21 protein-coding genes are annotated in these 22,701 nt (G+C 40.9%); 14 read left to right on the top strand and 7 right to left on the bottom strand.

What is annotated here, in order from left to right:
* Window positions 1-16: 16 nt before the first annotated feature.
* Window positions 17-1,438, bottom strand: coding sequence for a vWA domain-containing protein (locus ACXAD1_RS14545; RefSeq protein ID WP_474910427.1), 1,422 nt, complete (start codon window positions 1,436-1,438; stop codon window positions 17-19).
* 145 nt (window positions 1,439-1,583) lie between these two features.
* Between ACXAD1_RS14545 and ACXAD1_RS14540 the strand changes: the two genes are divergently transcribed.
* Both ACXAD1_RS14540 and ACXAD1_RS14535 read left to right on the top strand, forming a co-directional pair.
* On the top strand, window positions 1,584-2,126 hold the full coding sequence (locus ACXAD1_RS14540; protein ID WP_206843891.1) for a GNAT family N-acetyltransferase: 543 nt from the start codon (window positions 1,584-1,586) through the stop codon (window positions 2,124-2,126).
* 68 nt (window positions 2,127-2,194) lie between these two features.
* Window positions 2,195-2,536, top strand: a complete 342-nt coding sequence (locus ACXAD1_RS14535; protein WP_370224458.1) for an avidin-fold protein — start codon at window positions 2,195-2,197, stop codon at window positions 2,534-2,536.
* A 32-nt stretch (window positions 2,537-2,568) separates the two neighbouring features.
* Here the strand turns inward: ACXAD1_RS14535 and ACXAD1_RS14530 are convergent, their stop codons facing one another.
* From ACXAD1_RS14530 to ACXAD1_RS14520, 3 genes are all read right to left on the bottom strand, one after another.
* Window positions 2,569-3,804 (bottom strand): Bcr/CflA family efflux MFS transporter, encoded by a 1,236-nt coding sequence (locus tag ACXAD1_RS14530; RefSeq protein ID WP_206843896.1) that lies wholly within the window; start codon window positions 3,802-3,804, stop codon window positions 2,569-2,571.
* A 136-nt stretch (window positions 3,805-3,940) separates the two neighbouring features.
* Window positions 3,941-4,324: a VOC family protein gene (locus ACXAD1_RS14525; protein WP_206843897.1), complete on the bottom strand. Its 384-nt coding sequence runs from the start codon at window positions 4,322-4,324 to the stop codon at window positions 3,941-3,943.
* Window positions 4,325-4,387: 63 nt separating this feature from the next.
* Entirely contained in the window at window positions 4,388-5,113 is a 726-nt protein-coding gene (locus ACXAD1_RS14520; RefSeq protein WP_474910426.1) for a MurR/RpiR family transcriptional regulator, read from the bottom strand.
* Between the two features lie 230 nt (window positions 5,114-5,343).
* On the opposite strand from ACXAD1_RS14520, the gene ACXAD1_RS14515 reads away from it, so the two are divergent.
* The 3 genes from ACXAD1_RS14515 to ACXAD1_RS14505 all read left to right on the top strand — a co-directional run bounded on the left by ACXAD1_RS14515 (window position 5,344) and on the right by ACXAD1_RS14505 (window position 8,260).
* Window positions 5,344-6,780, top strand: coding sequence for a glycoside hydrolase family 1 protein (locus ACXAD1_RS14515; protein WP_474910425.1), 1,437 nt, complete (start codon window positions 5,344-5,346; stop codon window positions 6,778-6,780).
* A 183-nt stretch (window positions 6,781-6,963) separates the two neighbouring features.
* The gene (locus tag ACXAD1_RS14510; protein WP_474910424.1) at window positions 6,964-7,491 is read left to right on the top strand and encodes a DUF3189 family protein; all 528 of its coding nucleotides are present in this window, start codon (window positions 6,964-6,966) and stop codon (window positions 7,489-7,491) included.
* 151 nt (window positions 7,492-7,642) lie between these two features.
* Window positions 7,643-8,260, top strand: a complete 618-nt coding sequence (locus ACXAD1_RS14505; protein WP_474910423.1) for a hypothetical protein — start codon at window positions 7,643-7,645, stop codon at window positions 8,258-8,260.
* Window positions 8,261-8,352: 92 nt separating this feature from the next.
* On the opposite strand, the gene ACXAD1_RS14500 is transcribed toward ACXAD1_RS14505, so the two are convergent.
* Together ACXAD1_RS14500 and ACXAD1_RS14495 are read right to left on the bottom strand one after the other, a co-directional pair.
* Complete coding sequence (locus ACXAD1_RS14500) at window positions 8,353-12,042, bottom strand: polysaccharide deacetylase family protein (RefSeq protein ID WP_474910422.1); 3,690 nt, start codon at window positions 12,040-12,042, stop codon at window positions 8,353-8,355.
* Between the two features lie 224 nt (window positions 12,043-12,266).
* Entirely contained in the window at window positions 12,267-12,869 is a 603-nt protein-coding gene (locus ACXAD1_RS14495; RefSeq protein WP_370224467.1) for a TetR/AcrR family transcriptional regulator, read from the bottom strand.
* 182 nt (window positions 12,870-13,051) lie between these two features.
* Here ACXAD1_RS14495 and ACXAD1_RS14490 point away from each other — a divergent pair, with 182 nt between their 5' ends.
* Window positions 13,052-13,813 (top strand): SDR family oxidoreductase, encoded by a 762-nt coding sequence (locus tag ACXAD1_RS14490; protein ID WP_206843912.1) that lies wholly within the window; start codon window positions 13,052-13,054, stop codon window positions 13,811-13,813.
* Between the two features lie 196 nt (window positions 13,814-14,009).
* On the top strand, window positions 14,010-15,488 hold the full coding sequence (locus tag ACXAD1_RS14485; protein ID WP_474910421.1) for a flavin monoamine oxidase family protein: 1,479 nt from the start codon (window positions 14,010-14,012) through the stop codon (window positions 15,486-15,488).
* A gap of 421 nt (window positions 15,489-15,909) precedes the next feature.
* Here the strand turns inward: ACXAD1_RS14485 and ACXAD1_RS14480 are convergent, their stop codons facing one another.
* On the bottom strand, window positions 15,910-16,554 hold the full coding sequence (locus tag ACXAD1_RS14480) for a 2OG-Fe(II) oxygenase (protein WP_206843915.1): 645 nt from the start codon (window positions 16,552-16,554) through the stop codon (window positions 15,910-15,912).
* Between the two features lie 272 nt (window positions 16,555-16,826).
* Here ACXAD1_RS14480 and ACXAD1_RS14475 point away from each other — a divergent pair, with 272 nt between their 5' ends.
* The 7 genes from ACXAD1_RS14475 (at window position 16,827) to ACXAD1_RS14445 (ending at window position 22,659) form a co-directional block, all read left to right on the top strand.
* Window positions 16,827-17,447 carry a YitT family protein gene (locus ACXAD1_RS14475; protein WP_370224470.1) on the top strand — a complete coding sequence of 207 codons (621 nt, stop codon included), beginning with the start codon at window positions 16,827-16,829 and terminating at the stop codon, window positions 17,445-17,447.
* 68 nt (window positions 17,448-17,515) lie between these two features.
* A complete protein-coding gene (locus ACXAD1_RS14470) occupies window positions 17,516-17,752 on the top strand; it encodes a hypothetical protein (protein WP_206843921.1) in 237 nt (78 codons plus the stop codon).
* Between the two features lie 98 nt (window positions 17,753-17,850).
* Entirely contained in the window at window positions 17,851-18,342 is a 492-nt protein-coding gene (locus tag ACXAD1_RS14465; RefSeq protein ID WP_370224472.1) for a MarR family winged helix-turn-helix transcriptional regulator, read from the top strand.
* Between the two features lie 38 nt (window positions 18,343-18,380).
* The gene (locus tag ACXAD1_RS14460) at window positions 18,381-18,947 is read left to right on the top strand and encodes a hypothetical protein (RefSeq protein WP_370224473.1); all 567 of its coding nucleotides are present in this window, start codon (window positions 18,381-18,383) and stop codon (window positions 18,945-18,947) included.
* Window positions 18,948-19,186: 239 nt separating this feature from the next.
* The gene (locus tag ACXAD1_RS14455) at window positions 19,187-19,912 is read left to right on the top strand and encodes a GntR family transcriptional regulator (protein WP_206843930.1); all 726 of its coding nucleotides are present in this window, start codon (window positions 19,187-19,189) and stop codon (window positions 19,910-19,912) included.
* A gap of 192 nt (window positions 19,913-20,104) precedes the next feature.
* Entirely contained in the window at window positions 20,105-21,238 is a 1,134-nt protein-coding gene (ald, locus tag ACXAD1_RS14450) for an alanine dehydrogenase (RefSeq protein WP_370224475.1), read from the top strand.
* A gap of 59 nt (window positions 21,239-21,297) precedes the next feature.
* Complete coding sequence (locus ACXAD1_RS14445) at window positions 21,298-22,659, top strand: aspartate aminotransferase family protein (RefSeq protein ID WP_370224476.1); 1,362 nt, start codon at window positions 21,298-21,300, stop codon at window positions 22,657-22,659.
* Window positions 22,660-22,701: the final 42 nt, after the last annotated feature.

Here is a 22,701-nt window from a genome sequence, read left to right as displayed (position 1 = left end):
AAATTTCGTAAGTCTTTTACCAAATGTCACCGCGCTCCTTCTTTAGAGCCTTCATTTTTTCAACCCATTCGTCGACTCTCTGCTTAATTTCAGCACTTTGTGCATCAGCTGAATTTCGGTTTTTTTCATAGAGTTCTAAATAGAGGTCCTTCATTTGCTCGCTTCGTTCATAGCCCCAATCACGAAGTTCTGATCGCTGCTCATCAGTGATCCAGCCGTTGTCTCCCATGACTGTAACAGCATCAAGGATTCGATGTGCTTCACGCCTGCCGATCGTAAATAATTGGCGGGGATAAACTTCTCCCAGTTTATACTCATCTATCATTTCCCATGGGCTTGGCGACAGTGTAAAAGCCCAGGCCAGGTCGCCTGCAGAAGGAAGCCACTCGTATTGGATCGTGTTTTTCAATTCATCCGGGTTATCCGCTTTTAAATATTCCCCATTGCCGGCTTCGGCAACTGCTTTTAATTGGTTCTCGGCTTTTCCATCTACATCAAACCCAATGATATTCACAGTATTGCTGCTGTTGGTTTTCACAAGGTTTTTACTGGCCAGGACAGGGTCGCCATCACATGTTTCGGCACCGTCACTGACAATGTAGATCGTTGTTGACCCATCATAACCGCTGCTCATTTCTGCAGCCTTTTGAATGGCACCGGCAAGCGGTGTCCATCCTTTGCTTTCAAACGAATCAACGGCTTCGTGGAACTCCTTCTTGGAATATTTCCCCATCGGGTAGACTTCCTCTACTCCTGTACAGGAAATTTCCTTATCAGCGTCCGCTTCAGAGCCTTTATGGCCATATACAACAAGGGAAATTTCACTGCTTTGGCCAATTGTCTGCGCGAAACTCTTTACGGCACTTTTAGCGATATCCATTTTCATTTTGCCGCCTGCCTGCATCAGCATGCTTGAGCTGGCATCAAGAAGAATAATGGCCTGGTCTGAAGTCTTTTTTTCTTCCCCAGGCTCTGATTTAGTGGGATCCGGCAGGTAAGGCTCTTCAAAATCTGGCTGGTAGGCATTGGAATTTTCAATGATGTTTTTATAATTAGGACTCGCCAGCAGGGAAAGAAGCCCTTTTTTAATCGAGTCTGTATCTTTGGCTTCTTTCGTCAGCTCTTCCAGTTTGGGGGTCATTTTGCTTATCAGTTCTGGATCGGTTTCAGGCACATTGAATTCAATGGCCTCAATGTCTTTTTCGTATGTGAGCCCTTCCATTAATGTTCCAGGGGTCAATTTCAGCAGGTTTTCTTCAGAGATTTCTAAATTAATATTCTCAGACTCTCCTAAAATGCTTTCCTGCTTTTTTTCTTTCCTGTCTTCTTGCTTTTGTTCTTCTTTGCCTGATGAATCAGCTGCCGCTTTCTCTTTGTCATTGCTGCATGCCGAAAGAATCAATACAGCAGACAGCAGCCATAAAGCATAACGTTTCACATAAATTCTCCTTTTTCTTTAAGTTTTACTAATAATTGAGTTTATCATGGATAAAGCTGGGTTTGAAGTAATTTCCATATGATAGGATTTTTTTACAGCAATTTGGTATAGTTGAAGAAAGGTAGAAAGCAGAGGAGGCAATCCGTTGGAAACAGTTTTTCCGATCCTTGAAACAGAAAGATTAATTTTAAGAGAAGCAACTGAAGAAGATGCAAAAGATATGTTTGTATATCTGTCAGATCACCTGGTTGTAAAGCATATGGGAATCTCGGCCTGTGAATCTGTCGAAGAGGTGCTGGGTGAAATAGAATGGTATAAATCCATTTATAAAAATCGCACTGGAATGCGCTGGGGTATTACCCTAAAGGATTCCGGGAAGGTCATAGGGAGCTGCGGTTTCCTAAACAGGAACCCCAGACATTTCCGAAGTGAAGTCGGTTATGAACTAAGCAGAGAGCATTGGGGAAAAGGGATAGCCAATGAAGCACTTGAGAGAGTTTTAAAATTCGGATTTGATCATCTTGAGCTTGAAAGGATAGAAGCCCTGATAGAGCCTAAAAATCTCTCCTCCCAGAAGCTGGTTGAGAGGCAGGGATTCACGAGAGAAGGTTTGCTTAGGCATTATGAATATGCAAATGGAAAATTTGATGATCTGTATATGTACTCTATATTAAAAGGGGATTTGTAGAGGTACTGGAGTTAAAGAATACATATTGGGTTTGAGTGAAACACCAGATCCGCCGGGAGGATATTTTAATGAACTACAATGGCCGTACCTTTGTTTCTGTTCAAAATACAGAGAATGGTGAAGTATCATCAAAGACTTTTTTTCAGTACAAACAGGAGGGAAACATTATATCTGCTGATTATGGCGGGGGAGAGATTATTCAGGGGACACTTATTGGCATTGTAAATGAAGATGGGAGTTTAGAATTTAGATATAACCATGTGAATAACAAAAATGAAATACGCGGCGGAAAATGTCATTCAAAACCTGAAATATTGCAGGACGGCCGCATCAGGCTATATGAAAAATGGCAATGGCAGGATGACGAGGGGACTGAAGGTCATTCAATTATCGAGGAAGTAAAAGAGTAAAGTTATAAAGGCGGCATGGGAGCCGGAGGGAATTACCCCTCCGCATGCAGCTTCAGGTTCTGTCTGCTTCTATTTGTTTTTTCTTTCGTTAAGGTGAAGAAGAAAACAAAGCCGATGAATGATGTTACAAACAAGATGGCACCCATTGGTACGGCAGTGGTTTCATTAATGCTCACCAAAGGGGAAACAGCTGAACCCAGCACTAAGGGAAGCATTCCAATAACGGCGCTTGCACTGCCAGCACGATGCCCCTGATTTTTCATGGCTAATGTAAATGAGCTGGTGATGATCATCCCCATTGAAGTCATATAGATAAAAATCGGAATGACAAGCATGAACAGCGGCCCTTTAATGATCGTCATGATCAAAAGGAACGAAGTGGCACTGACGGCAATGCAGACGGCTGTCCGGAGCAGGCTTCTTTCCGGAATGACACCTGCCAGGCGGCCAATCAGGTAACTCCCCGTAATGATGGCCAACCCATTAATGCCGAACAGGATGCTGAACACCTGAGGCGATACTCCATAAATCCCCTGATAGACAAAAGGTGTCCCCGAAACATAAGCAAAGCTTCCGCCATGTATGAATCCTACGATAAGGGCATACCCGATGAAGGAACGGTCCCTGAAAAGGCCACCCATGCTTTTAACGGAACTTCCAATGGAGCTTGGGACCCGTTTTTCTGGGGGAAGGGTTTCTTTTAATCGGAAATAGATCACAATGGTAATAAATAATCCCAAAAAGCTTAGAAAATAAAATATGGTTTCCCAGCTTGCGAAAGGAATCAGAAGCAGGGCACCGCCTGTCATTGGCGCTATCATCGGTGCCGTTGCATTAATGACCATAAGCAGGGCAAAAAATTTGGTGAGCTCTTTTCCGCTGAACACATCACGGACAACTGCCCGGGATAAGACAATTCCAGCAGAGGCGGTTAATCCCTGCAGAAAGCGGGCTCCAATAAATGCTGCAATATTTGGTGAAATGGCGCATAAAAGGGAAGATACGGCAAAGAGTGAGATCCCGATAAGCAGTGGTTTTCTTCTGCCATGCGAATCACTGAGCGGTCCGACAATAACCTGTCCAGCTGCAAGTCCAATCAAACACGCTGTTAAACTCATCTGTACAAGTGAAGCTCGGGCACTGAAATCATCAGCGATATCTGGAAAGCCTGGCAAATACATATCAATATTGAATGGCCCCAATATTCCAAGCATGCTGAGGAGAAAAGCCAGTGCAAGCCTCTCTTTTCCAGTCGGATTGTGAATCATGTTAAACACCTTTCTTTCTATGAAGCTGTTAATCTTTTACATAAATATGGCTAGTATACGCCAGGTAAAGGGGGATGTCCAGCGGAGAATGCTGTAAATAAAAAAATCTATGGCAGAATAGCCACAGATTTAATCATTAACAATTGCAGATCATCAATACATTTCCGTCCAAGTCCTGAAAGTTGAAATAAGCAAAATCTCCAATACGCTCTATTTCCTTTACAATGGTGATTCCCTGATCTTTCACAAAAGTGTATGCCTCATCAATATCCTGTGCGAAGAAATTAAATAAAACGTGGCCGGAAGGATTTAAGGTAAAGGCTGGATCAAAGGTGTGGTCATCCAATGTAAGACCGGTTTCAGAGGTGACAGGAATGTTATATACCGGGGATTCTACAGTATCCTTATGAAAAGGCACTCCAAGCAGGGTGCTATACCATTCAGCCGACTTTTTCAGGTCGCTGACATGAATAAAAACATTGTTCACTTTGCTTGCAATCGGGGAAGCAATTGATTTCATATACTCACCGCTTTCATTGTGTTTATTTTACATATTCTCCATCCGATGGAAAATCCCTTTAATCTAAGGGTTTAGCTTATGTATTTCTCTGGCGACAGCTTCCAAAATGTACACAACTGGAACTTGAGTCGTAATATTGGACTGCTCAAAGGTTTCCTCTGTCACATAATAGGCGATGTTTAAATCAGAAACCTTCGCAATCGTTGAAAGCCGGCTGTTTGTGATGCTGATGATTTTACTGCCTTCCTGCTTCAGCTGGTTAAGATGGGTGATTGTAAAAGGAGTTTCCCCTGAGACAGATAAGGCAATTGTGACACTGCTGCTGCGGATACTCGAATGAATCGGAAAATGGGGATCCTTGATATACAGTGAAAACTTGCCAAGGCTGGAGAAATATCTGGCTCCGTATTCAGCCAGTATCCCTGAACTGCCGATTCCTATAAATATAACGTTATCTGCCGTATTTATTAGTTCTGCTGCCCCTCTGATTTTTTCCTCTAAATCACCCCTTAGCGTTCGCTCGAAGAACTCGACGATAGATTGCCTGGAACCTTGTATAGAGGACTTTTTATTTTCCTGCAAATATAATTTAAACTTTATCTTAAATTCAGTGAAACCCTCACAATTCAGCTTCCTGCAGAATCGTAAAATGGTGGCAGTGGAAACATGGGTTTCATCTGCGAGTTCTCGAATCCGCATATAAGGAATCTTTTCTTTGTTTTGACAAATGTAATGGTATATGGCTGTTTCTAAATTATTAAAAGATGCGATGATTTCGTTTGAGAACATGATTCATTAATCTCCCGGCGTAAAAATAGTTAGGCTTATTCTATCACACGTGGAAACAATATGTTACTTTGATGTAACAAATATCAAAATGCGGTAAAATAAGACTTAATTAACTCTAATTATTTACATTCCTTTTGACTCGATTTAAGCTTCTTCTATATCCCTTTTCGGGTAACATAAAAACTCCATTTAAACAAATAGTAAAAATAGCAGGTATTGGAGGGAATGAATTGAAAAAATACAATTTTCCTGAAGGTTTTTTATGGGGCGGCGCCACTGCAGCGAACCAGATAGAAGGCGGTTATAAGGAAGGGAATAAAGGCTTGAATATTGCGGATGTTCTTCCCGGAGGAAAAGAAAGATACAATATCTTAATGAAGCCAGGGTTTGACTTTGAAATTCATGAGGATCAATTTTATTATCCCAATCATGAAGCAATCGATTTCTATCATCGGTTTAAAGAAGATATTGCCTTATTTGCAGAAATGGGCTTCAAGGCATTCCGCATGTCGGTAGCCTGGACCCGCATTTTTCCGAATGGCGATGAGACGGTGCCAAATGAAGAAGGGCTTGCTTTTTATGATCGTGTTTTTGACGAATTGCAGAAATATGGAATTGAGCCGGTTGTAACGATTTCACATTATGAAATGCCCCTTAATTTAGTAAAAGAGTATGGTGGGTGGAGAAACCGCAAAGTTGTCAGTTTTTTTGAGAGGTACGCTAAAGCGATTTTGGGCCGGTATAAAGATAAAGTAAAGTACTGGATGACTTTTAATGAAATCAATAGCGGATTGGTCATGCCAATTAATGGGCTTGGCTTCTCCTATCAAGGTGAAGAAGATAAATACCAGCCGACCTTTCAGGCCTATCACCACCAATTGGTCGCAAGCGCAATCGCGGTAAAGGCATGCCATGAGATTATTCCTGACTCAAAAATTGGCTGCATGATTCTATTTGCGCCTGTGTATGCCTATGACAGCAACCCGGAAAATGTCATGTATGCTCTGCAGGAAGAACAGCTTTTCAATTACTTTTGTGCTGATGTACAGGTACGCGGGGAGTATCCGGCTTTTATTAAAAGATACTTTAAGGAACATCATATCAGCCTGGACATACAGGAAGGCGATCTGGATTTGTTAAAGGACGGTATTGTTGATTATATTGGCTTCAGCTATTATATGTCCCGCACCGATAAGAAGGTTAAGTCAGATGCAGATTCATCGGAAGGGAACATCATTGGCGGGGTTAGGAATCACTTCCTGGAAACAAGTGACTGGGGCTGGGAAATCGACCCTGAAGGTTTGCGGATCAGCTTGAACAAGTTATATGACCGCTATCAGAAACCGCTATTTGTCGTAGAAAACGGACTTGGTGCATATGACAAGGAAGAAGAGGATGGCAGCATCCATGACGACTATCGGATTGACTATCTTCGCGAGCATATAAAAGCAATGGGTGAAGCTATAGAAGATGGCGTCGAGCTAATGGGCTATACAAGCTGGGGCTGCATCGATATGGTCAGCATGTCAACAGGCGAGTTTTCAAAACGCTATGGCTATATTTATGTGGACAAGCATGATGACGGAAGCGGAACAATGGAACGGAAGAAGAAGAAGTCTTTTTATTGGTATAAAGATGTAATCGAGTCAAATGGAGAAAAACTATAGCAAACTTAACTGGCTGCCTGGGGGCAGCCTTTCCTTGTTTAGAAAGTTAAATGTGCAGGTGTTATTATGAGAAATTTACTCATTAACTAATTAAAAAATCTTTATGGAGTAAAATATGAACTAAGTCCAGGAAAATGATATGGCAGAGGTGCTAATAATAACCCTGGTGTTCAGGAAAGTCTGATGAATAGGGAGATGAAGCAGGTGATTTATATCTACCACGATTTTGGGGGAACTCATACGACATCACTGGCAGCAGCATACCATCTGAAAATAATTCAGAGCCGCAAACTCGAAAAAGAAGAAATAATTGAGCTGCCGTATTTTAATAAATTGACAAAGAAAGATGCAGGGAAATTTATTTTTCATGGTGAGGATGAGGAAGGAAGTCCGGTGTACACCCTTGGAAGAAGATCTTCTAAGCTGGCAGTTGAAACACTGCATCACTTTTGCCATTTATTAAATAGTCATAAAGGAATTAATGATAAAATCGTCCTCTCTGATACTTCACCTGCAGTCCCTCTTGCCCTGACCATCGGAGGATTCATATCCAAAGGCTTAGGTCTGAACAGCATAGGGACTCCACTGGTTATTAAAGGAGCACAGAAATGCAGCGGAAATATTCTGGAGCTGGTGAACGAAACGAAAAAAATTGCCGCCGGTTCTAATTCTGACATAATTAAAATTGACAATAAGGAGTTCCAGGCATAAGTAAAGAATATCTGAAACTTTTTCTCATGACGGTAAATGTTCAGATAAAGAAATATGGAATTATGAAAATAACTAATTATACCCCCATAATATAAGGATTCTCCATCGTACTCTTTAAATATAATTAATAATTAGTCTAGAGGGGAAACATATGAAATCACCAGCTAAGGGGGCCCTTGCCATGGTATTAGCAGGGGCTATAACGTTTTCTGCTGCCAATGGCATGCTGAAAGCTACTAAACTTTTTTCAGAGGAACACTCTTCTGTTTTATCAGGTATTCAACAAAAATCTGAAGTAAACAGACAAATTGACGAAAAGGCGGAAGCAAGCATACTGGCTGTGCAAGAGAATGCGAAACAAAAAACGGTTACAGAAGGTGCTCCTGCTTTTGAAAAATCATTAAAAAAGGAAGAGAAAAGCAATAAGATGATTGTTGCTGCTCAAACGAATACCGAAATTTCCAATCAAAAACCTGCTGTAAATCCTGTTTCAAAAGCTGTATCTGTCTCAAACGAAAAACCTTCGGCACCGGAGTCTGCCACTGCACCTGCGGGAAGCAAGCCAACAAATGAAGCATCAAAACCTGAGACCAGCACAAAAGATCCAAACATACCTGTCTCTGGCACGGGAGGAAGCAGTACAACGAGTCCTGCTGCAAAAACACTCAGCCATGGACAGCAGGTTTCCCAAGCCGCAAAAGAAAAAGCTGTGAGTAATCGGGTCAGCAAAGGAAAAGAAGACAAAGAAAACAATGGGAAAAATCATTAAATCTATCAAAAGAATCACCAGGTAATGGTGGTCCTTTTTTTTCTATAGTTAAGTAAAAGGGCCTCTCCCCAGTTTGGGAAAGGCCCTTTGATTCATTTTATATTCATAATGGAATTATCCTGAGTTACATTGCCATTTCGTTTAAGTTTATTCCAGCCAACGGTTACTCCTTTGATAGCGGAGAAGATCGATTTTACCACTACATAAGTCATCAACTGTTTATATAAAATTCGCTGCAGGAACAATGAGACCAGTGGCTTAGGGCTTTCTTTCTCCAGCCTGAACGCATATAGGGCGGCAAAGAAATCCATCAAGTAAAAAAGGACAAATCCTATGGCTGCTTTTTCAGGTTTTGGGCTGAAAAGGGCAAAGATGAACAATATATCTGCAATAGGAGAAATGGTTTGATAAACATATTGAAATAGCCACATGTTAGGCAGGGCTATATACCCTAATGAATGGTGTTTTTTGTTAAATAATGCCGCACGATGTTTCCAAAGGCATTGGAGAGTACCATATACCCATCTGTAGCGCTGCTTTGCCAGGCTTTTAATATCTTCAGGCACTTCTGTATAGGCATAAGCCTTTTCTTCGAACTCAATTTTTTTATCGTTTCGCAATAGTGCAAGAGTGATATCCGTATCCTCCGCAAGTGTATCCTCTCTAAAGTAACCAGCTTCTTCAACCGCAGACTTTTTCCACGCACCGATGGCACCTGGTACTACGGTAATGCAATTAAGAGCTGCGAACGCTCTCCTTTCCAGATTAAAGCCTGTCACATATTCAATATGCTGCCAATTCGTCAGGAGATTCCCCTTATTGCCAACCTTTACATTACCTGAAACCGCAGCCACTTGATTATCGTTAAAATGGCTAACAAGCAAAGAGATGGCATTTTCAGCAATGAGTGTATCTGCATCTAATGCAATTACTATTTCTCCCTTAGCTTCCTTAAATCCAAGATTTACAGCCGAGGATTTTCCGCCATTGGTTTTTTTAACTAACCGGACGCAGGGATTGTCTGAAAACGCTTCTTCAACTGCACGAGCAGTATGGTCCGTTGAGCCATCGTCGATTATCAGTATCTCAAAATCTGAATAGTCGCTCGATAAAATAGAATCTACAGTTTTGCAAATTACTTTTTCTTCATTATAAGCTGCAATTACTACACTGACATAAGGAGTAAAGTCAGGGTCAATCTGGGTCTCTTCGTGCCTTTTAACCTGTTTCCAGGACAGGAAAACAAGAAATAAGATGCGCAGAACACCTAAAAGGATGGCTGAGTAAAACAAAAAGCTAAGTCCAGAGTTCCAGCTTTTAATGACCTTAAATACCGCCATATCATAAACAGAATAAGGGTTATCCTGATCAGCAAAAGGCATGATTTCAGTATCGCTTTTCCCAATTAAACCAGCAGTTGTCGTAAAAGTGTAGCCCTTATTTTTAAGTGTTTCAATAATAACCGGAAGGGCTTCTGCTGTTTTGGAGCGGTCTCCGCCAGCATCATGAAGCAAAATGACGCTGCCTTCAGATAGCTGATCCAATGTTCGATTTACAAGTTCATCTGCTGAGGATCCCTGCCAATCACCCGAGTCAATGGATTGGCCGACCATGGTATAGCCCAGCTTCTGAGCTTCCATTATAGGAAGCTGCTCGTTTCTTGTGCCCAGTTCCGTATCCGCTATGTAAGGAGGACGAAAAAGAGTCGTAGAATGGCCGGTTATGCCTTGAATTAAGCGCTGTGTTGCATTTAATTCCATTCGTAAACGAAATGGTGTGATGGATGTAGTATCAGGGTGTGTAAAGGTATGATTTCCGATTTCGTGTCCTTCATTATAAATTCTTTTAACCAGCTGGGGATGCATCAATGCATTTTCTCCAACAATAAAAAAGGTGCCTTTTATCCCATACCTCTTCAAAATGTCCAATATTTTTGGTGTGTACTCCGGATCCGGGCCGTCATCAAAGGTAAGAACGATTTCTTTTTTGCTGGAATTTCCATGGCGGATTACTTCAAAAGGCTTTGGATATTTTACATAGGATTCCTTTTTTATCATTCCATTGGAATCCATTTCTATATTCCTTTTTCCTTTTTCAGTTTGTGAAGCGATTTTCAATACCTCTCCGTTCCCTGTATGAAGTGCTGAGACAGGACTTTCAAAGGCACTTAGCATTTCAGATGGATTAATGATTTCCTTAGGCTTGTTAACAAAACTCCAGATAGAGGGATCCTCCGAACCGAGACGCCATATTGCTATTCCGGTAGAGCCGCCATTAATCGCAAGGTTCATCTGGTTATAAAAAGTAGCAGCATCCAAAAACCAGACAGTATGATTTTTTCCGTTTTGTTTATAGCGTAAGTAGGGGTTTCCAGCTTCCATGCTCCAATTGATAGTAAGGTTCTCCTCGCTGCCCAGCTTCATGATATCCCCAAAAGTCATGTCAGCTGCGGGTTTATCTGAACCTTCTTCCCAGTCGTAACCGTATGTTCCCAACCCTGCTACCAATTTTCCGGCTGGAATTTCAGCCTGATCCAAGTTGTCCTTAACCCAATCGGTTTGAGCGACAGGGCCGGGTGTGCTCATGGAATAATGCTGGTCATAGAGCATGACAATCACACGGTCAGCGTATTTTGCTAAAGAAGTATAATCATAGCTTTCGTCATTGGGCGGAACATCCAATGTCACCATTAAGCCTTCTTTGTGGAAGGCTTTATAAACTTTACTCATGAACTGAGTAAAATGGTCCTTGTCAGCTGGTTTAATTGCTTCAAAGTCAATATTAATACCATCAAAGCCATTTGTTATCACATAAGACAGCATTTCTTTTATAAAGAGATCGTCAGCACCTGGAGCAGTGAATAGCCGGTGGAGAACATCTGAATCCCATTTGTTGTCTATAAAATTATTCACTAATGGCAGAATCTTAATTTCATGTTTATTTGCTTCTTTTACAATGGACCGGTCAGTAGAAGATTTGAGCTTTAGATCTGGTGTTACCTGCATCCATTCAGGGACTAGAGTGGTTATGGACTCTTTATTTTTCCTGAAGGATGTTTTACTATTCTTGTCCCAATTGACATAGAATCCATAAACCTCTTGTTTTTGTGTCATTTGCGGCATCTTTGGCTTTTCTGAAATATTCGCTGCAGAATTTGTCTTTTGAATCTGTGGTGCCAATTCCTCTTCATTAAAGGGCTTATTTATCGGATCTATACCGGAACTTGATGCGCTTTGATCCAGATGAAGCTCAGGAAGCTTTGGAGCTGTATTTAAACTCTCTATAAAAAATGTTGATATCACAACAATTAATAGGATGAAGCCAGTGCTCATTCGCTTAATTAAGGACCACCGCGTTTTAGCAGGATCAAGAAATATAGATTCCTGTTTTCCCTCGTTTTTTTTCAGCCCCAGGTTATAAAACCAGTGGAAGAAAAAATAGCAGACTAGTCCTACCACTCCTCCGAAGACACCTGATGCAATAGATTCCGAGGTTAAAATATTGTTTTTAAGTGTTGAAATGAACCAGGAATCTGCAAATGGGCCAAAATTCATGAAAGGCAGCTTGTGTATGTAAGGTATAAAAACAGTAATCAGAGTGCCCAGGAATAAGGCAATAATATTTAGGCGCATCAGCAGTGAACAAACAAACAATAATGGAATACTAAAACCTTCCAAAGGTAAAAATGCCAGAAAAAAACCAAGAGTACTTGCAATCGCTCCTGCATTTCCGGAGACAGGTGCAAACAAAGATCTGACAATCCACCTGAAAAAACGATCCACATTCATTCCTCCCAAAAGTAAAGTCGAATTATGTATAATAATTTAATAGCTTTTTGGAGTGTATGCTCCAAATATCCAGAGAATCATTATTTCGACAAAAAATGACCATCAACAAAAATTTAGGCTGTCATTCTTTAATTTTGGGGGTGGGAGAAAAAAATGTGTTTGTTTTATTATGGTAATTTAAGCAATTTAAGATGAATTAATGTAGGTATTGGTTTCATTCAAGTTAATTTGAATACCTCATCTTCTTGTCTGCTCTTTAAGATTTCCAGCAGCTGTTCGGACATATAGTTTGAATCATATTTAAATCCATAATTTATCCATTCCGTAATCATTCCCAATATTGCATGTACATAGAAGCTTGCCTGCAATTCACGATTGATTTTTGGGTTAAACTTTACATCTTTAAGGTCTTTCAAAGTTACCTCCTTCAGTACATCGCACAATTTGCTTTGCAATCCGGATAAGGCATTTGATTTTACCATTAAGGAATAGAATTCTTTTTTATGACTAACATGTTCAAAAATTTTAATGGCAGAAGAGGTAAGGGTCTTTAACTGGAAGGTTTCTGTGTTCTTGTATGGTTCGCGATAGGAGGAGATTAGATCTGATATCACATCATCGACCATTTCATCGAGGATATCCTCTTTGTATTCATAATGCTTATAAAATGTACCCCTGTTGAGATTGGCTGTCTTCACGATATCCGTTATGGTTATTTTTTTGAATTCCTTCGTCTGCATTAAGGATAATAGGGCATCCATTAAAGCTTGTTTTGATTTTGTTATTCTTCGGTCTATAGGGAGATTCTGCTTACTGGACATAAAAGGCCTCCATAGTTGAAATAGGTTGAAAAAATAATCAAAATACAATGAATGTGTTCAATAGTAGACAAATCGCTGATAATTTGCTGATTGAATGGGCGTCCTTATTAACATATTATAAAGATGTAAGAGATAATCAACAAGTGTTCACTAAATTATTCAGCTGAACGGAGGAAATCTAAATGAAGCTTCAGGATAAAGTAGCGATTGTAACAGGTGCAGCATCCGGAATGGGAAAAGCGATTGCGGAGTTGTACGCAAAGGAAGGTGCAAGTGTCATTGCCGCTGACCTGAACCTGGAAGGGGCCGAGGCTGTGGTAAAGGGAATCACTGTGAATGGCGGAAAGGCCAAAGCTGTTCAGGTTAATGTTTCAAAACAAGATGATATTGAAAGAATGATAGATGGAGCTGTTCATGAATTTGGAGCGCTGGATATCCTGGTGAATAACGCAGGAATTATGGACGGGTTTGAACCCGTTGGAGACATCCAGGATGAACGATGGGATTTAATATTTGATATTAATACAAAAGGCGTCATGCGTTCAATAAGAAAAGCCATCCCTCTCTTTTTAGATAAAGGGAAAGGGGTAATCATCAATACTGCTTCTACAGGCGGATTAAATGGCGCCCATGCAGGCGCTGCTTATGGGGCATCAAAGCATGCCGTGATAGGGCTTACGAAAAACACTGCCTATATGTACGCAAACAGCGGCATCCGCTGTAACGCCATTGCACCAGGCGGTGTGGAAACAAACATTGCCTCATCAATGAAAAGCCTGAATGAATTTGGATTCAGCCGTACAAAGGCTGTTCAGGGTGTTATGCCAAGAGTCGGAAAGCCGGAGGAAATTGCACAGGTTGCATTATTCCTGGCATCTGATGATTCCAGCTTTGTTAATGGATCCGTGATCGTTGCTGATGGCGGATGGACAGCAGCGTTCTAGCAGAATCATATTTATAGGGTGAGGCATCAAATCATGAAGATTTGGTGCCTTTTTTTGCGACAAATAAGCTAAGTGGTTTTGGCCGTGACTTGATTCATGCATAGCTGCCAAATTCATAAAAGAATCATAATCTGAAGTTGTCCGGCAGTATGATAAAGTAATAACTTTTTGACAGATCCCCAGGAGGAGAATAGGTATGGTCTTTTATCGGGATCCACAGTTAAATACAGAAGAAATGCTATCCATCATCAGAAACGGTCTCGGCATTTCTAAGGTCCAAAAAAAAATAATCGTTGTCGGTGCCGGTATGTCAGGTCTTGTTGCCGCTTCCCTGCTGAAGGCAGCAGGGCATGATGTGACGGTTTTAGAAGCAACACAAAGGGTTGGCGGCAGAATATTTACAATGAGAGAGCCTTTTATGGACGGAATGTATCTGGATGTGGGAGCCATGCGCATTCCTCATACTCACTCTTTAGTTTTGGAATATATAAAAAAATTCCGTTTAAAGGTAAATGAATTCCGGAACACAACTCCTCAGGATCTTATCTTTGCCAATGGCATTAAAATAAATCGCACCATATATCAGCAAAACCCTGATATCCTGCGTTACCCTGTTGCTCCGCATGAAAAAGGGAAGACGGCGGAGGATCTGCTTACGATGGCCATTAAGCCTGTAGCAGATTTTATTAATCAAAACCCTGCTCGAAATTGGAGTATTATAGTAAAAGAATTTGACCGGTATCCGATAAGCTTCTTTCTCAGATACAACCCGGTTGGACCGAGTTTATCACCTGGTGCCCTTGAAAGCATTAAAGTTTTGCTTGGTCTGGAAGGTTTCCCGGAGTTGTCGTTTCCTGCGATTCTGCGGGAACTGCTTCCTTTATTTAGCCCGGACATTCATTTTTATGAAGTAGAAGGAGGGAATGACAAGCTTCCAAATGCTTTTTTGCCCCAGTTAAAAGAAGACCTTTATTTCGGTTATCAAATGACAAAAATAGAACAGGATCCTCAGCAGGTTACAATCCATGCCAGACATACCTTGAGTCAAAGACCTTTGATGGTCAGTGGTGATCTTGCCATCTTAACTATACCTTTTTCTTTGCTGTCCTTCGTTGAAATCGTTCCCCGGCAATCATTTTCCCCGAATAAATGGAAAGCCATAAGGGAACTGCATTATGTTTCCTCCACGAAAATTGGACTGCAGTTTAAACAGCGGTTTTGGGAACGCGAAGGTTTGCAGGGAGGAAAGCTGATGACGGATCTGCCCATTCGGTTCGCTGCCTATCCGAGCCATTTAATTGGGTCAGCAGGTTCCGGCATCATTATGGCAAGCTATACATGGGAAGATGATACTTTATCCTGGGATAACCTTAAGGAAGGAGATCGGATTCGGAATGCCCTTGACAATTTAGCTGTCGTTCATGGCAATCAGGTTTACGAGTATTTCTTAACAGGCGCCTCCCATAGCTGGTCACAATATCCGTTTTCTGGCGGAGCCTTCTCCATGTTCAAACCGAACCAGGAAACAGAGTTATTCCCATTTATTCCTGTTCCGGAGGGAAGAGTCCATTTCGCCGGGGAACACACGTCCACAGCCCCGGGATGGATTGAAGGGGCGATTCAATCAGGAATAAGGGTTGCACTTGAAGTAACCGATTTGCCCCGCAGCTATTAGGGGCGGCAAAAGCTAAAATGCGACAGGAATGTCTTTTTTTGACGTTAAAATGTGCCATAGGATAGGCACTTTTTAAAGATTTTCCAACAAATTGTACAAGACAGCTGTAAACGCTTTCATTATAATTAAATTAACAGATAGGAAGGGGGATGCGTTCAGGTGGAACTTTTAATGGAACAATGTGAACATGGCCAGCAGGAAGAACCTTGTGAAAAGTGTGCCCCTAATCTAGAAGGGGAAGAGAGTTACGACACCTCTGAATATGACTATCATAAGAGACTGTGGTTCTAAGAAAAGCCTCAGCGCCTTGCCCGCCCCGGTTTCGTGAACTCGAGGGGGCAGGCGCTGAGGCTGGACAATTTCAATTGATTGTATTTTAAAAGACACTTGGAGAAAAAATTTTCCCAAGTGTTTTTTCTATCTAAAATTTCTTTCTCCTCATCCATTGCGTAGCAGCCCATTTATCTCCGATGACAACAGGTGCACCGCCATGAAGTGTCAGGTCGTTTAAGTTCTGATCATTATAAAAGTATTCAAAATAAACAGCCATGCCTTTTTGTGGAGAAACGGAGAAGTTAAGCTTAGGAAAATACGTTTCCCCGCCCTGTTCCACATCATTCAGGTACATGACGAGCGTGCTGATTCTCGGATTGCTTGCTGCTCTGCTGGTTGAAGAGAAAAAGTCAAAATGAGCTTTATATTCCTGGCCTATTTTATAATTAAGGATCTGCAGCCCTTCACCATGCTCAACTGGAATGTTCATGATTTGTGAGATTCTTTTTTCGATTCTGGAGACAATTTCATTCTCCCCTTCATGGAAAAAAGTACTGCTGCTGGTTCGCAGTTCATCAGCTTCAATGGAGTTGGCAACTTTTGAACGCTGCATGCGCTCTTTTGATTGCTGAATCAGCTGGTCACATTCTTCATCGCTCAGGACATTTCCCAGAATCACGATCAATGGTTCTGCTAATCTGGCAATTATATGAATTTCCCGATCTTCTGTAATAATCTTATTTCCAACATGATCAAAAATCGTTGGTTCTTTAATAGATGCATCCATTGCCATATACATCAACCTCTTTTTATTTAGTTTTCTGAAAATTCAATATATTTAAAGGCTGCTTAAAGTAGTTCTATTTGTGCGTTCCATCCTCCTATACAAATGGATGTCTGTGTCAGTTTTTCAACTGGCTGAATTTATTTTACACTCTGATATGAAGGAATTCTATCTTTTTTTTACTGGAAACTATTAAAATAGAAAGGAGGCTTCTGCATTTTATTGATTTTTCGGGAATATATTTCAATACATAAGCCAGTCTGAACAAAAGGAGATGGCCAGTGTATAAAAATAGGATTCAATACTATTTAAGCCAAAGACGAAAGGGTAATTTTTCCGCCTTTAAAAATGGGCTGATTATCATATTCGGAGCAACACTTGTGGCTGTTTCCCTGCAATTATTCCTTGTGAAAAATTATGTTATTGATGGAGGCATTGTTGGATTGAGCATCATCCTTTCACATGTATTTCATGTAGATGTGGGTGTCTTGATCCTGCTGTTGAATCTCCCCTTTTTAGTGGCGGGCTTTTTCTACTTAGGGGGAAGATTTTTGGTGTTAAGCCTTTTTGCCAGTTCCGTGCTGGCAGGTGAGACATACATATTGGCCCCATTTGAGGAAGTGACTGACCATCCCCTGCTGATCATAATTCTGGGAGGTCTTTTGCTCGGAATGGGAGTGGGTCTCATTATCCGGTTTGGAGCCTGTCTGGATGGTACAGAAGTTTTGGCTATTTTATTCAGCGAGCGTTTGCCTTTAACCATCGGGCAATGCATCCTATTAATGAATACCATTATCTTTGGAAGTTCTGTTTTTTTATTCGGCATTACAGAAGCCGCATACTCCCTTGCTACATTTTTTGTTGCATATAAAACCATAGATACCATTATTATGAAGACTTAAACATTTTCGGATAAATTTGATGGGCCAGGTGCATTCTAAATAGTAAAAAAAGCTAAAGGAGATTATTTGTGAATCCATACGAAATTACCAGCATGATTATTGATGATGAATTTGATGGAGAAGAATATGCCACAATTGAATTTCTCCAGGAAAATAATACTTATAGCATAACATTTAAAAAAGCTGACCTTGAAGTGATCAACGCCTGGGTATTTCATGATGGCTCGTCGCTTCCGGCAAATTTGTCTGAGGAGATGATAGAGTCAATCAGAAACTCTGTGAAAAAAAGAATAGGACAAAAATAGAGGCAGGAAAGCGAACCTCTATTTTTTTTGCATAAAATCAGTCATCTCTCAAACAATACTTGTAAATACAATTGTATCTGCAAGTGAGGGGGAAAAGGATGAACATTTTATTGAAACAGCAGACATTGCTTGTCATAAGGGCACTATACTTCTGTATGGAAAAGAAGTGGGCAGAGCTTGAAAGGAAATTTAAGCTGACGCCTGCTCAGCAGCATATTCTGTTTCTGCTTGGCACCCATAATCAAAAACTAAGCCCGACCCAAATAAGTGATCTGGGCTGCTGGCATCTATCAACTGTAACCAGGCTTTTAAAACCGTTAAAGGAAAAAGGACTGATCGAAATCACGGCCAATAAAGAGCAGCTCCGCTATAAATGTGTAGCAATTTCCAAAAGCGGAAAGGAACTATTGGATCAGATTATGGATGAGGTAAAAGAGATGGAACAATTTCCGCTGAATATGAGTCATTTATCGGAAAACGAGCTTATGTCTTTCCTTGAATATGGGCAGAAGATATTAGGGGTTCAAAAAGGAGATACATTTAGAAAAATGCTGATTGATGCACGGGTAGAAAACTATGATTATGCATAATTCTATCAAGATGATGATGCGTTTAGGGAGGTAATTCTTTGAGTTATAGTGAATACTGGGAGCAGATATTCTCCCAAAGTGAAAAGATGAATGCACTCATTTCTTCCTATTGGAGAGAATACTCTGGTCTTGGAACCTGGCAGTTTTGGGTGGTTTTGGCACTTATGGTGCTGCCGCTCGTTATTGTATATCTATCAATTGACAGGACCAGGATATTTGAGATTTTCTTCTTTGGTTATACCGTGCATATTCTTTGGACGTACGCCGACAGCTTTTTGGAACGATATAGTTATTTTGTTCACACCTATTTTTTATTTCCCATGTTTCCCTATGCCCTGAACATGACAGCATCAGCTTTACCAGTCGGTTTCCTGCTGATTTATCAGTTCTGCACAAACCACAAGAAAAGCTTTCTGATTTACACGATTTTAGCAAGTGCCGTTTTTGCCTTTGGATTTGCCACACTTGAGGAATGGGCAGGCATGGTGCATTTTAAAAAGGGAATGAATCATTTCTATATCTTTCTGATCGATATCTCGATCGCTTATGCAGCCTATTTTTTGACAATGTTTGTTAAAAGAATGAGTGAGAATATCAAAGGATGACCAAAATCGAAAAAAATGAGCATCCCATCTCTAAGCAGATGGGATGCTCATTGTTAAACGTTCTCTTTCCATCGCTTCATTGGATTGTCTTGATCCTCATTTAATGGCAACCTATAATTAGAAAAAATTTTAAATACGCGCAACAGGATCTGCTGTAAATGGATGGATATTCATTCGGGTAACCTATATAATTAATTATACATTTTGATTATTTGAAAAATAGTAAGGAGGCATCCATTATGACAGAGTTAGATTCTAAAAGTCCTATTCCGCTTCACATACAATTAAAAAATAAGCTGCAGGAGCTCATAGACAATCGTTCTTTCAATGAGAAAATTCCAAGTGAAAGGGAGTTGATGGATACCTATAAAGTGAGCAGAAGTACAGTGAGAGAGGCAGTTTCCCATTTAGTCAACGAAGGTGTGCTAAAGAAAGTCCACGGAAAAGGCACTTTTATTTCAAAGAAACCGATTGAGGAGTGGCTGGGAAATATTACGAGTACAACAGAAGTGATTAAAAAAATGGGGATGAAGCCTGATGCAAAATTACTGGACAATGGCATTGTTGTTCCATCAAGAGAAATTGTGGAAGCCAGCGGACTTACAGAGGCATACTTTATAAAGCGAATTCGCTATGCAAACGATAAGCCATTGGCCCTTGAAAGTCAGTATTACCCTATTGAAATTGGTGAAAATCTCGCCCGATATGATATTGAAAAGGGTACACTGTATGATCTGCTGGAGCAAAGTTTAGACTTAAAGTTTTCAGAAGCTGAACAGATCATTACAAGTACTTATTTATCCAAGGAAGAAGCCGACCTGCTTGGTGTACCCTCTACATTAAGTGTGCTTCACATAGAGCGGTTATTATCAGACACAAATGGCAGCTTAATAGAATATTATTCTGCTTTTTTTCGTTCGGATATGTATTCATTTAGAATAAAACTATCAAAGAATTATAGTTAAATGCAGTGTTATTCAATTTTACAATAATATCTATTGATAATTCCGATAATATAAAATTTTTAGAAAATATTGAAAAGGAATAATGGTTATGTTTTAATTACAACTGAGGCTAGTCATACAACAACTGGTACGGACGACATGACGTCATGACAAGATGGTTAATATTTCTATTTTGCAGGATGGAGTGATGACATGATTATTGGTGTGCCAAAGGAAGTAAAGAATAATGAAAACCGGGTTTCCGTTGTTCCAGCAAGTGTTTCTGCATTTGTTAATGCAGGCCATACGGTCTGGATTGAGAAGGGTTCAGGTGCAGGAAGCGGCATCTCAGACGAGGAATACGAAAAAGCTGGTGCAACGGTTGTGTCAAGTGCAAAAGAGGCCTGGGCTGCGGATATGGTTATGAAGGTTAAAGAGCCTCAGCCAGTCGAATACCAATATTTCCGAAAAGGATTAATTCTCTTTACCTACTTGCATCTTGCAGCTGAACCTGAATTGACAAAGGCTTTGGTCGAAAAAGAAGTTACCTCGATTGCTTATGAAACCATTCAGCTGGATAACAAATCATTGCCTCTTCTAACGCCTATGAGTGAAGTTGCCGGAAGGATGTCTGTCCAGCTCGGAGCGCAATTTCTTGAAAAGATTCATGGCGGAAAAGGTGTCTTATTAGGCGGGGTTCCTGGTGTGAAGCCTGGAAAAGTGGTGATTATTGGCGGGGGAGTAGTTGGGACAAATGCCGCAAAAATGGCTGTCGGCCTTGGTGCAGATGTATGCATCATCGACATAAGTGCAGAAAGACTCCGCCAGCTGGACGATCTTTTTTCAGGCAGAGTGAGAACAGTCATGTCAAATCCGTTCAATATCGCCCAGGAAGTAAAACTGGCCGATTTAGTGATAGGGGCTGTCCTTATCCCCGGTGCAAAAGCACCTCAGTTAGTAACCGAAGAAATGGTTATGCAAATGGAAAAGAACTCGGTCATTATTGATGTTGCCATTGATCAGGGCGGTTCAATTGAAACCATCGATCATATTACCTCACATGATTCTCCAACTTATGTAAAGCATGGTGTTTTGCATTATGCGGTTCCAAACATTCCGGGCGCTGTAGCAAGAACTTCCACCTATGCCCTCTCCAACACTACAGCACCATATGCCTTAATGCTCGCTAATACAGGAATTGAAAAATCTATTTTAAAGTATCCTTTTCTTGAAAAAGGGGTCAATACCATGAATGGAAACGTCACTCATCAGAAAGTTGCAGAGGCGCATAACTATCCTTATACACCCACCCAGGAATTAATAAACAAGATTCCAGCCGCAACATGATTCCCATAAGGAAAGACAAAAAACAAACCTGAATTAATGAATAGAAGGAGGCAAGCAATATGTCTACGCTAGAACTTAATGATAACAAAAAGTTAACTGATCAGGACCAGGAACACTTGTGGCATGCGATGAGCCGGCATACAGAAGGAAGCAGTCCGATGATTGCCAAATCAGGTGAAGGCTCATGGTTTACTGATATGGATGGCAATCGATATTTGGATGGTGTATCCGGTCTTTGGTGCCTGAACCTGGGACATGGACGGAAAGAAATTGCAGAGGCTGCTGCAGAGCAAATGATGCAGCTGTCGTATTTTCCTCTGACATTAAGCCATGCACCAGCCATTAAGTTATCTGCAAAAATTAGTGAATTGCTGGGGGATTCCTATAAAACCTTTTTCTCAAACAGCGGTTCCGAAGCGAATGAAACCGCATTCAAAATAGCGAGGCAATACCATAATCAGAATGGCAATCCGGGAAAATATAAATTTATTTCGCGCTACCGTGCCTATCATGGTTCTACTTTAGGTGCTTTAAGTGCTACTGCACAGGCTAACAGAAGAGTGAAATACGATCCTGGCATGCCGGGGTTCCTGCATGTGCCGCCTCCTTACAGCTATCGCTGTCCATTTGGCGAGGATGTGAAGGATTGCGATAAAGTCGCAGCTGACATGATTGACCAGGTCATCCAATGGGAAGGTGCCGAAACGGTTGCTGCAGTCATAATGGAGCCTTTCATTTCAGGCGGGGGAGTTATTATCCCGTCCCCTGAATATCTGCAGAGAGTGGCACAAATCTGCAAAAAACATGATGTCCTCCTGATAATGGATGAAGTAGTATCCGGATTCGGGCGAACGGGCAAGATGTTTGGATTTATGCATTCAAAGGGTGTTCAGCCTGATATCGTAACAATGGCAAAAGGGTTGACCAGCGGTTATCTGCCACTTGGTGCTACGGCAGTTCATTCCAGAATTTATGAGAAATTTAAGGAACAGGGAACAGATAACCATTTCCGCCATGTCTCAACCTATGGGGGACATCCGGCAAGCTGTGCAGTTGCATTGAAAAATATCGAAATCATAGAAAGGGAGAATATTGTCAGCAGGGTAGAGGTGCTGGGTGAAAGCATTTTAAGCAGTTTAAAAGATTTGCAGGCTCATAAAAATGTTGGCGAAGTCAGAAGCACCGGTTTCTTGTATGGCATTGAATTGGTTGAAGACAAGGAAACGAAGCAGCCGGCTTCTGACCAATTATTGACAAAGATCATTGCACTGTGTAAAGAAAAAGGCCTGATCATTGGCAGAAATGGGGATACAGTGCCTGGCTTCAATAATGTCCTTATTATAGCTCCGCCGCTTTCTTCTACAGAAGAAGACTTAAAATTTGTTGTTGAGACGGTCAAAAATGCATTTAAAGAAATTTAGATAGGGAAAATTTGAATCTGATTAAGAGCTATCATCCTATTA

This window comes from Cytobacillus sp. ABV4_503 (assembly GCF_056158445.1).
Note: the sequence above shows the minus strand (reverse complement) of the source record. Positions and strands in the feature narration are given on the sequence as shown.

Coding starts and splice junctions, on each gene's coding strand:
- ACXAD1_RS14535 (WP_370224458.1), top strand. CDS start 2,195: ATGAACTACAATGGCCGTACCTTTGTTTCTGTTCAAAATACAGAGAAT.
- ACXAD1_RS14530 (WP_206843896.1), bottom strand. CDS start 3,804: ATGATTCACAATCCGACTGGAAAAGAGAGGCTTGCACTGGCTTTTCTC.
- ACXAD1_RS14525 (WP_206843897.1), bottom strand. CDS start 4,324: ATGAAATCAATTGCTTCCCCGATTGCAAGCAAAGTGAACAATGTTTTT.
- ACXAD1_RS14520 (WP_474910426.1), bottom strand. CDS start 5,113: ATGTTCTCAAACGAAATCATCGCATCTTTTAATAATTTAGAAACAGCC.
- ACXAD1_RS14510 (WP_474910424.1), top strand. CDS start 6,964: ATGAATAGGGAGATGAAGCAGGTGATTTATATCTACCACGATTTTGGG.
- ACXAD1_RS14505 (WP_474910423.1), top strand. CDS start 7,643: ATGAAATCACCAGCTAAGGGGGCCCTTGCCATGGTATTAGCAGGGGCT.
- ACXAD1_RS14495 (WP_370224467.1), bottom strand. CDS start 12,869: ATGTCCAGTAAGCAGAATCTCCCTATAGACCGAAGAATAACAAAATCA.
- ACXAD1_RS14490 (WP_206843912.1), top strand. CDS start 13,052: ATGAAGCTTCAGGATAAAGTAGCGATTGTAACAGGTGCAGCATCCGGA.
- ACXAD1_RS14485 (WP_474910421.1), top strand. CDS start 14,010: ATGGTCTTTTATCGGGATCCACAGTTAAATACAGAAGAAATGCTATCC.
- ACXAD1_RS14480 (WP_206843915.1), bottom strand. CDS start 16,554: ATGGCAATGGATGCATCTATTAAAGAACCAACGATTTTTGATCATGTT.
- ACXAD1_RS14465 (WP_370224472.1), top strand. CDS start 17,851: ATGAACATTTTATTGAAACAGCAGACATTGCTTGTCATAAGGGCACTA.
- ACXAD1_RS14455 (WP_206843930.1), top strand. CDS start 19,187: ATGACAGAGTTAGATTCTAAAAGTCCTATTCCGCTTCACATACAATTA.
- ald (WP_370224475.1), top strand. CDS start 20,105: ATGATTATTGGTGTGCCAAAGGAAGTAAAGAATAATGAAAACCGGGTT.
- ACXAD1_RS14445 (WP_370224476.1), top strand. CDS start 21,298: ATGTCTACGCTAGAACTTAATGATAACAAAAAGTTAACTGATCAGGAC.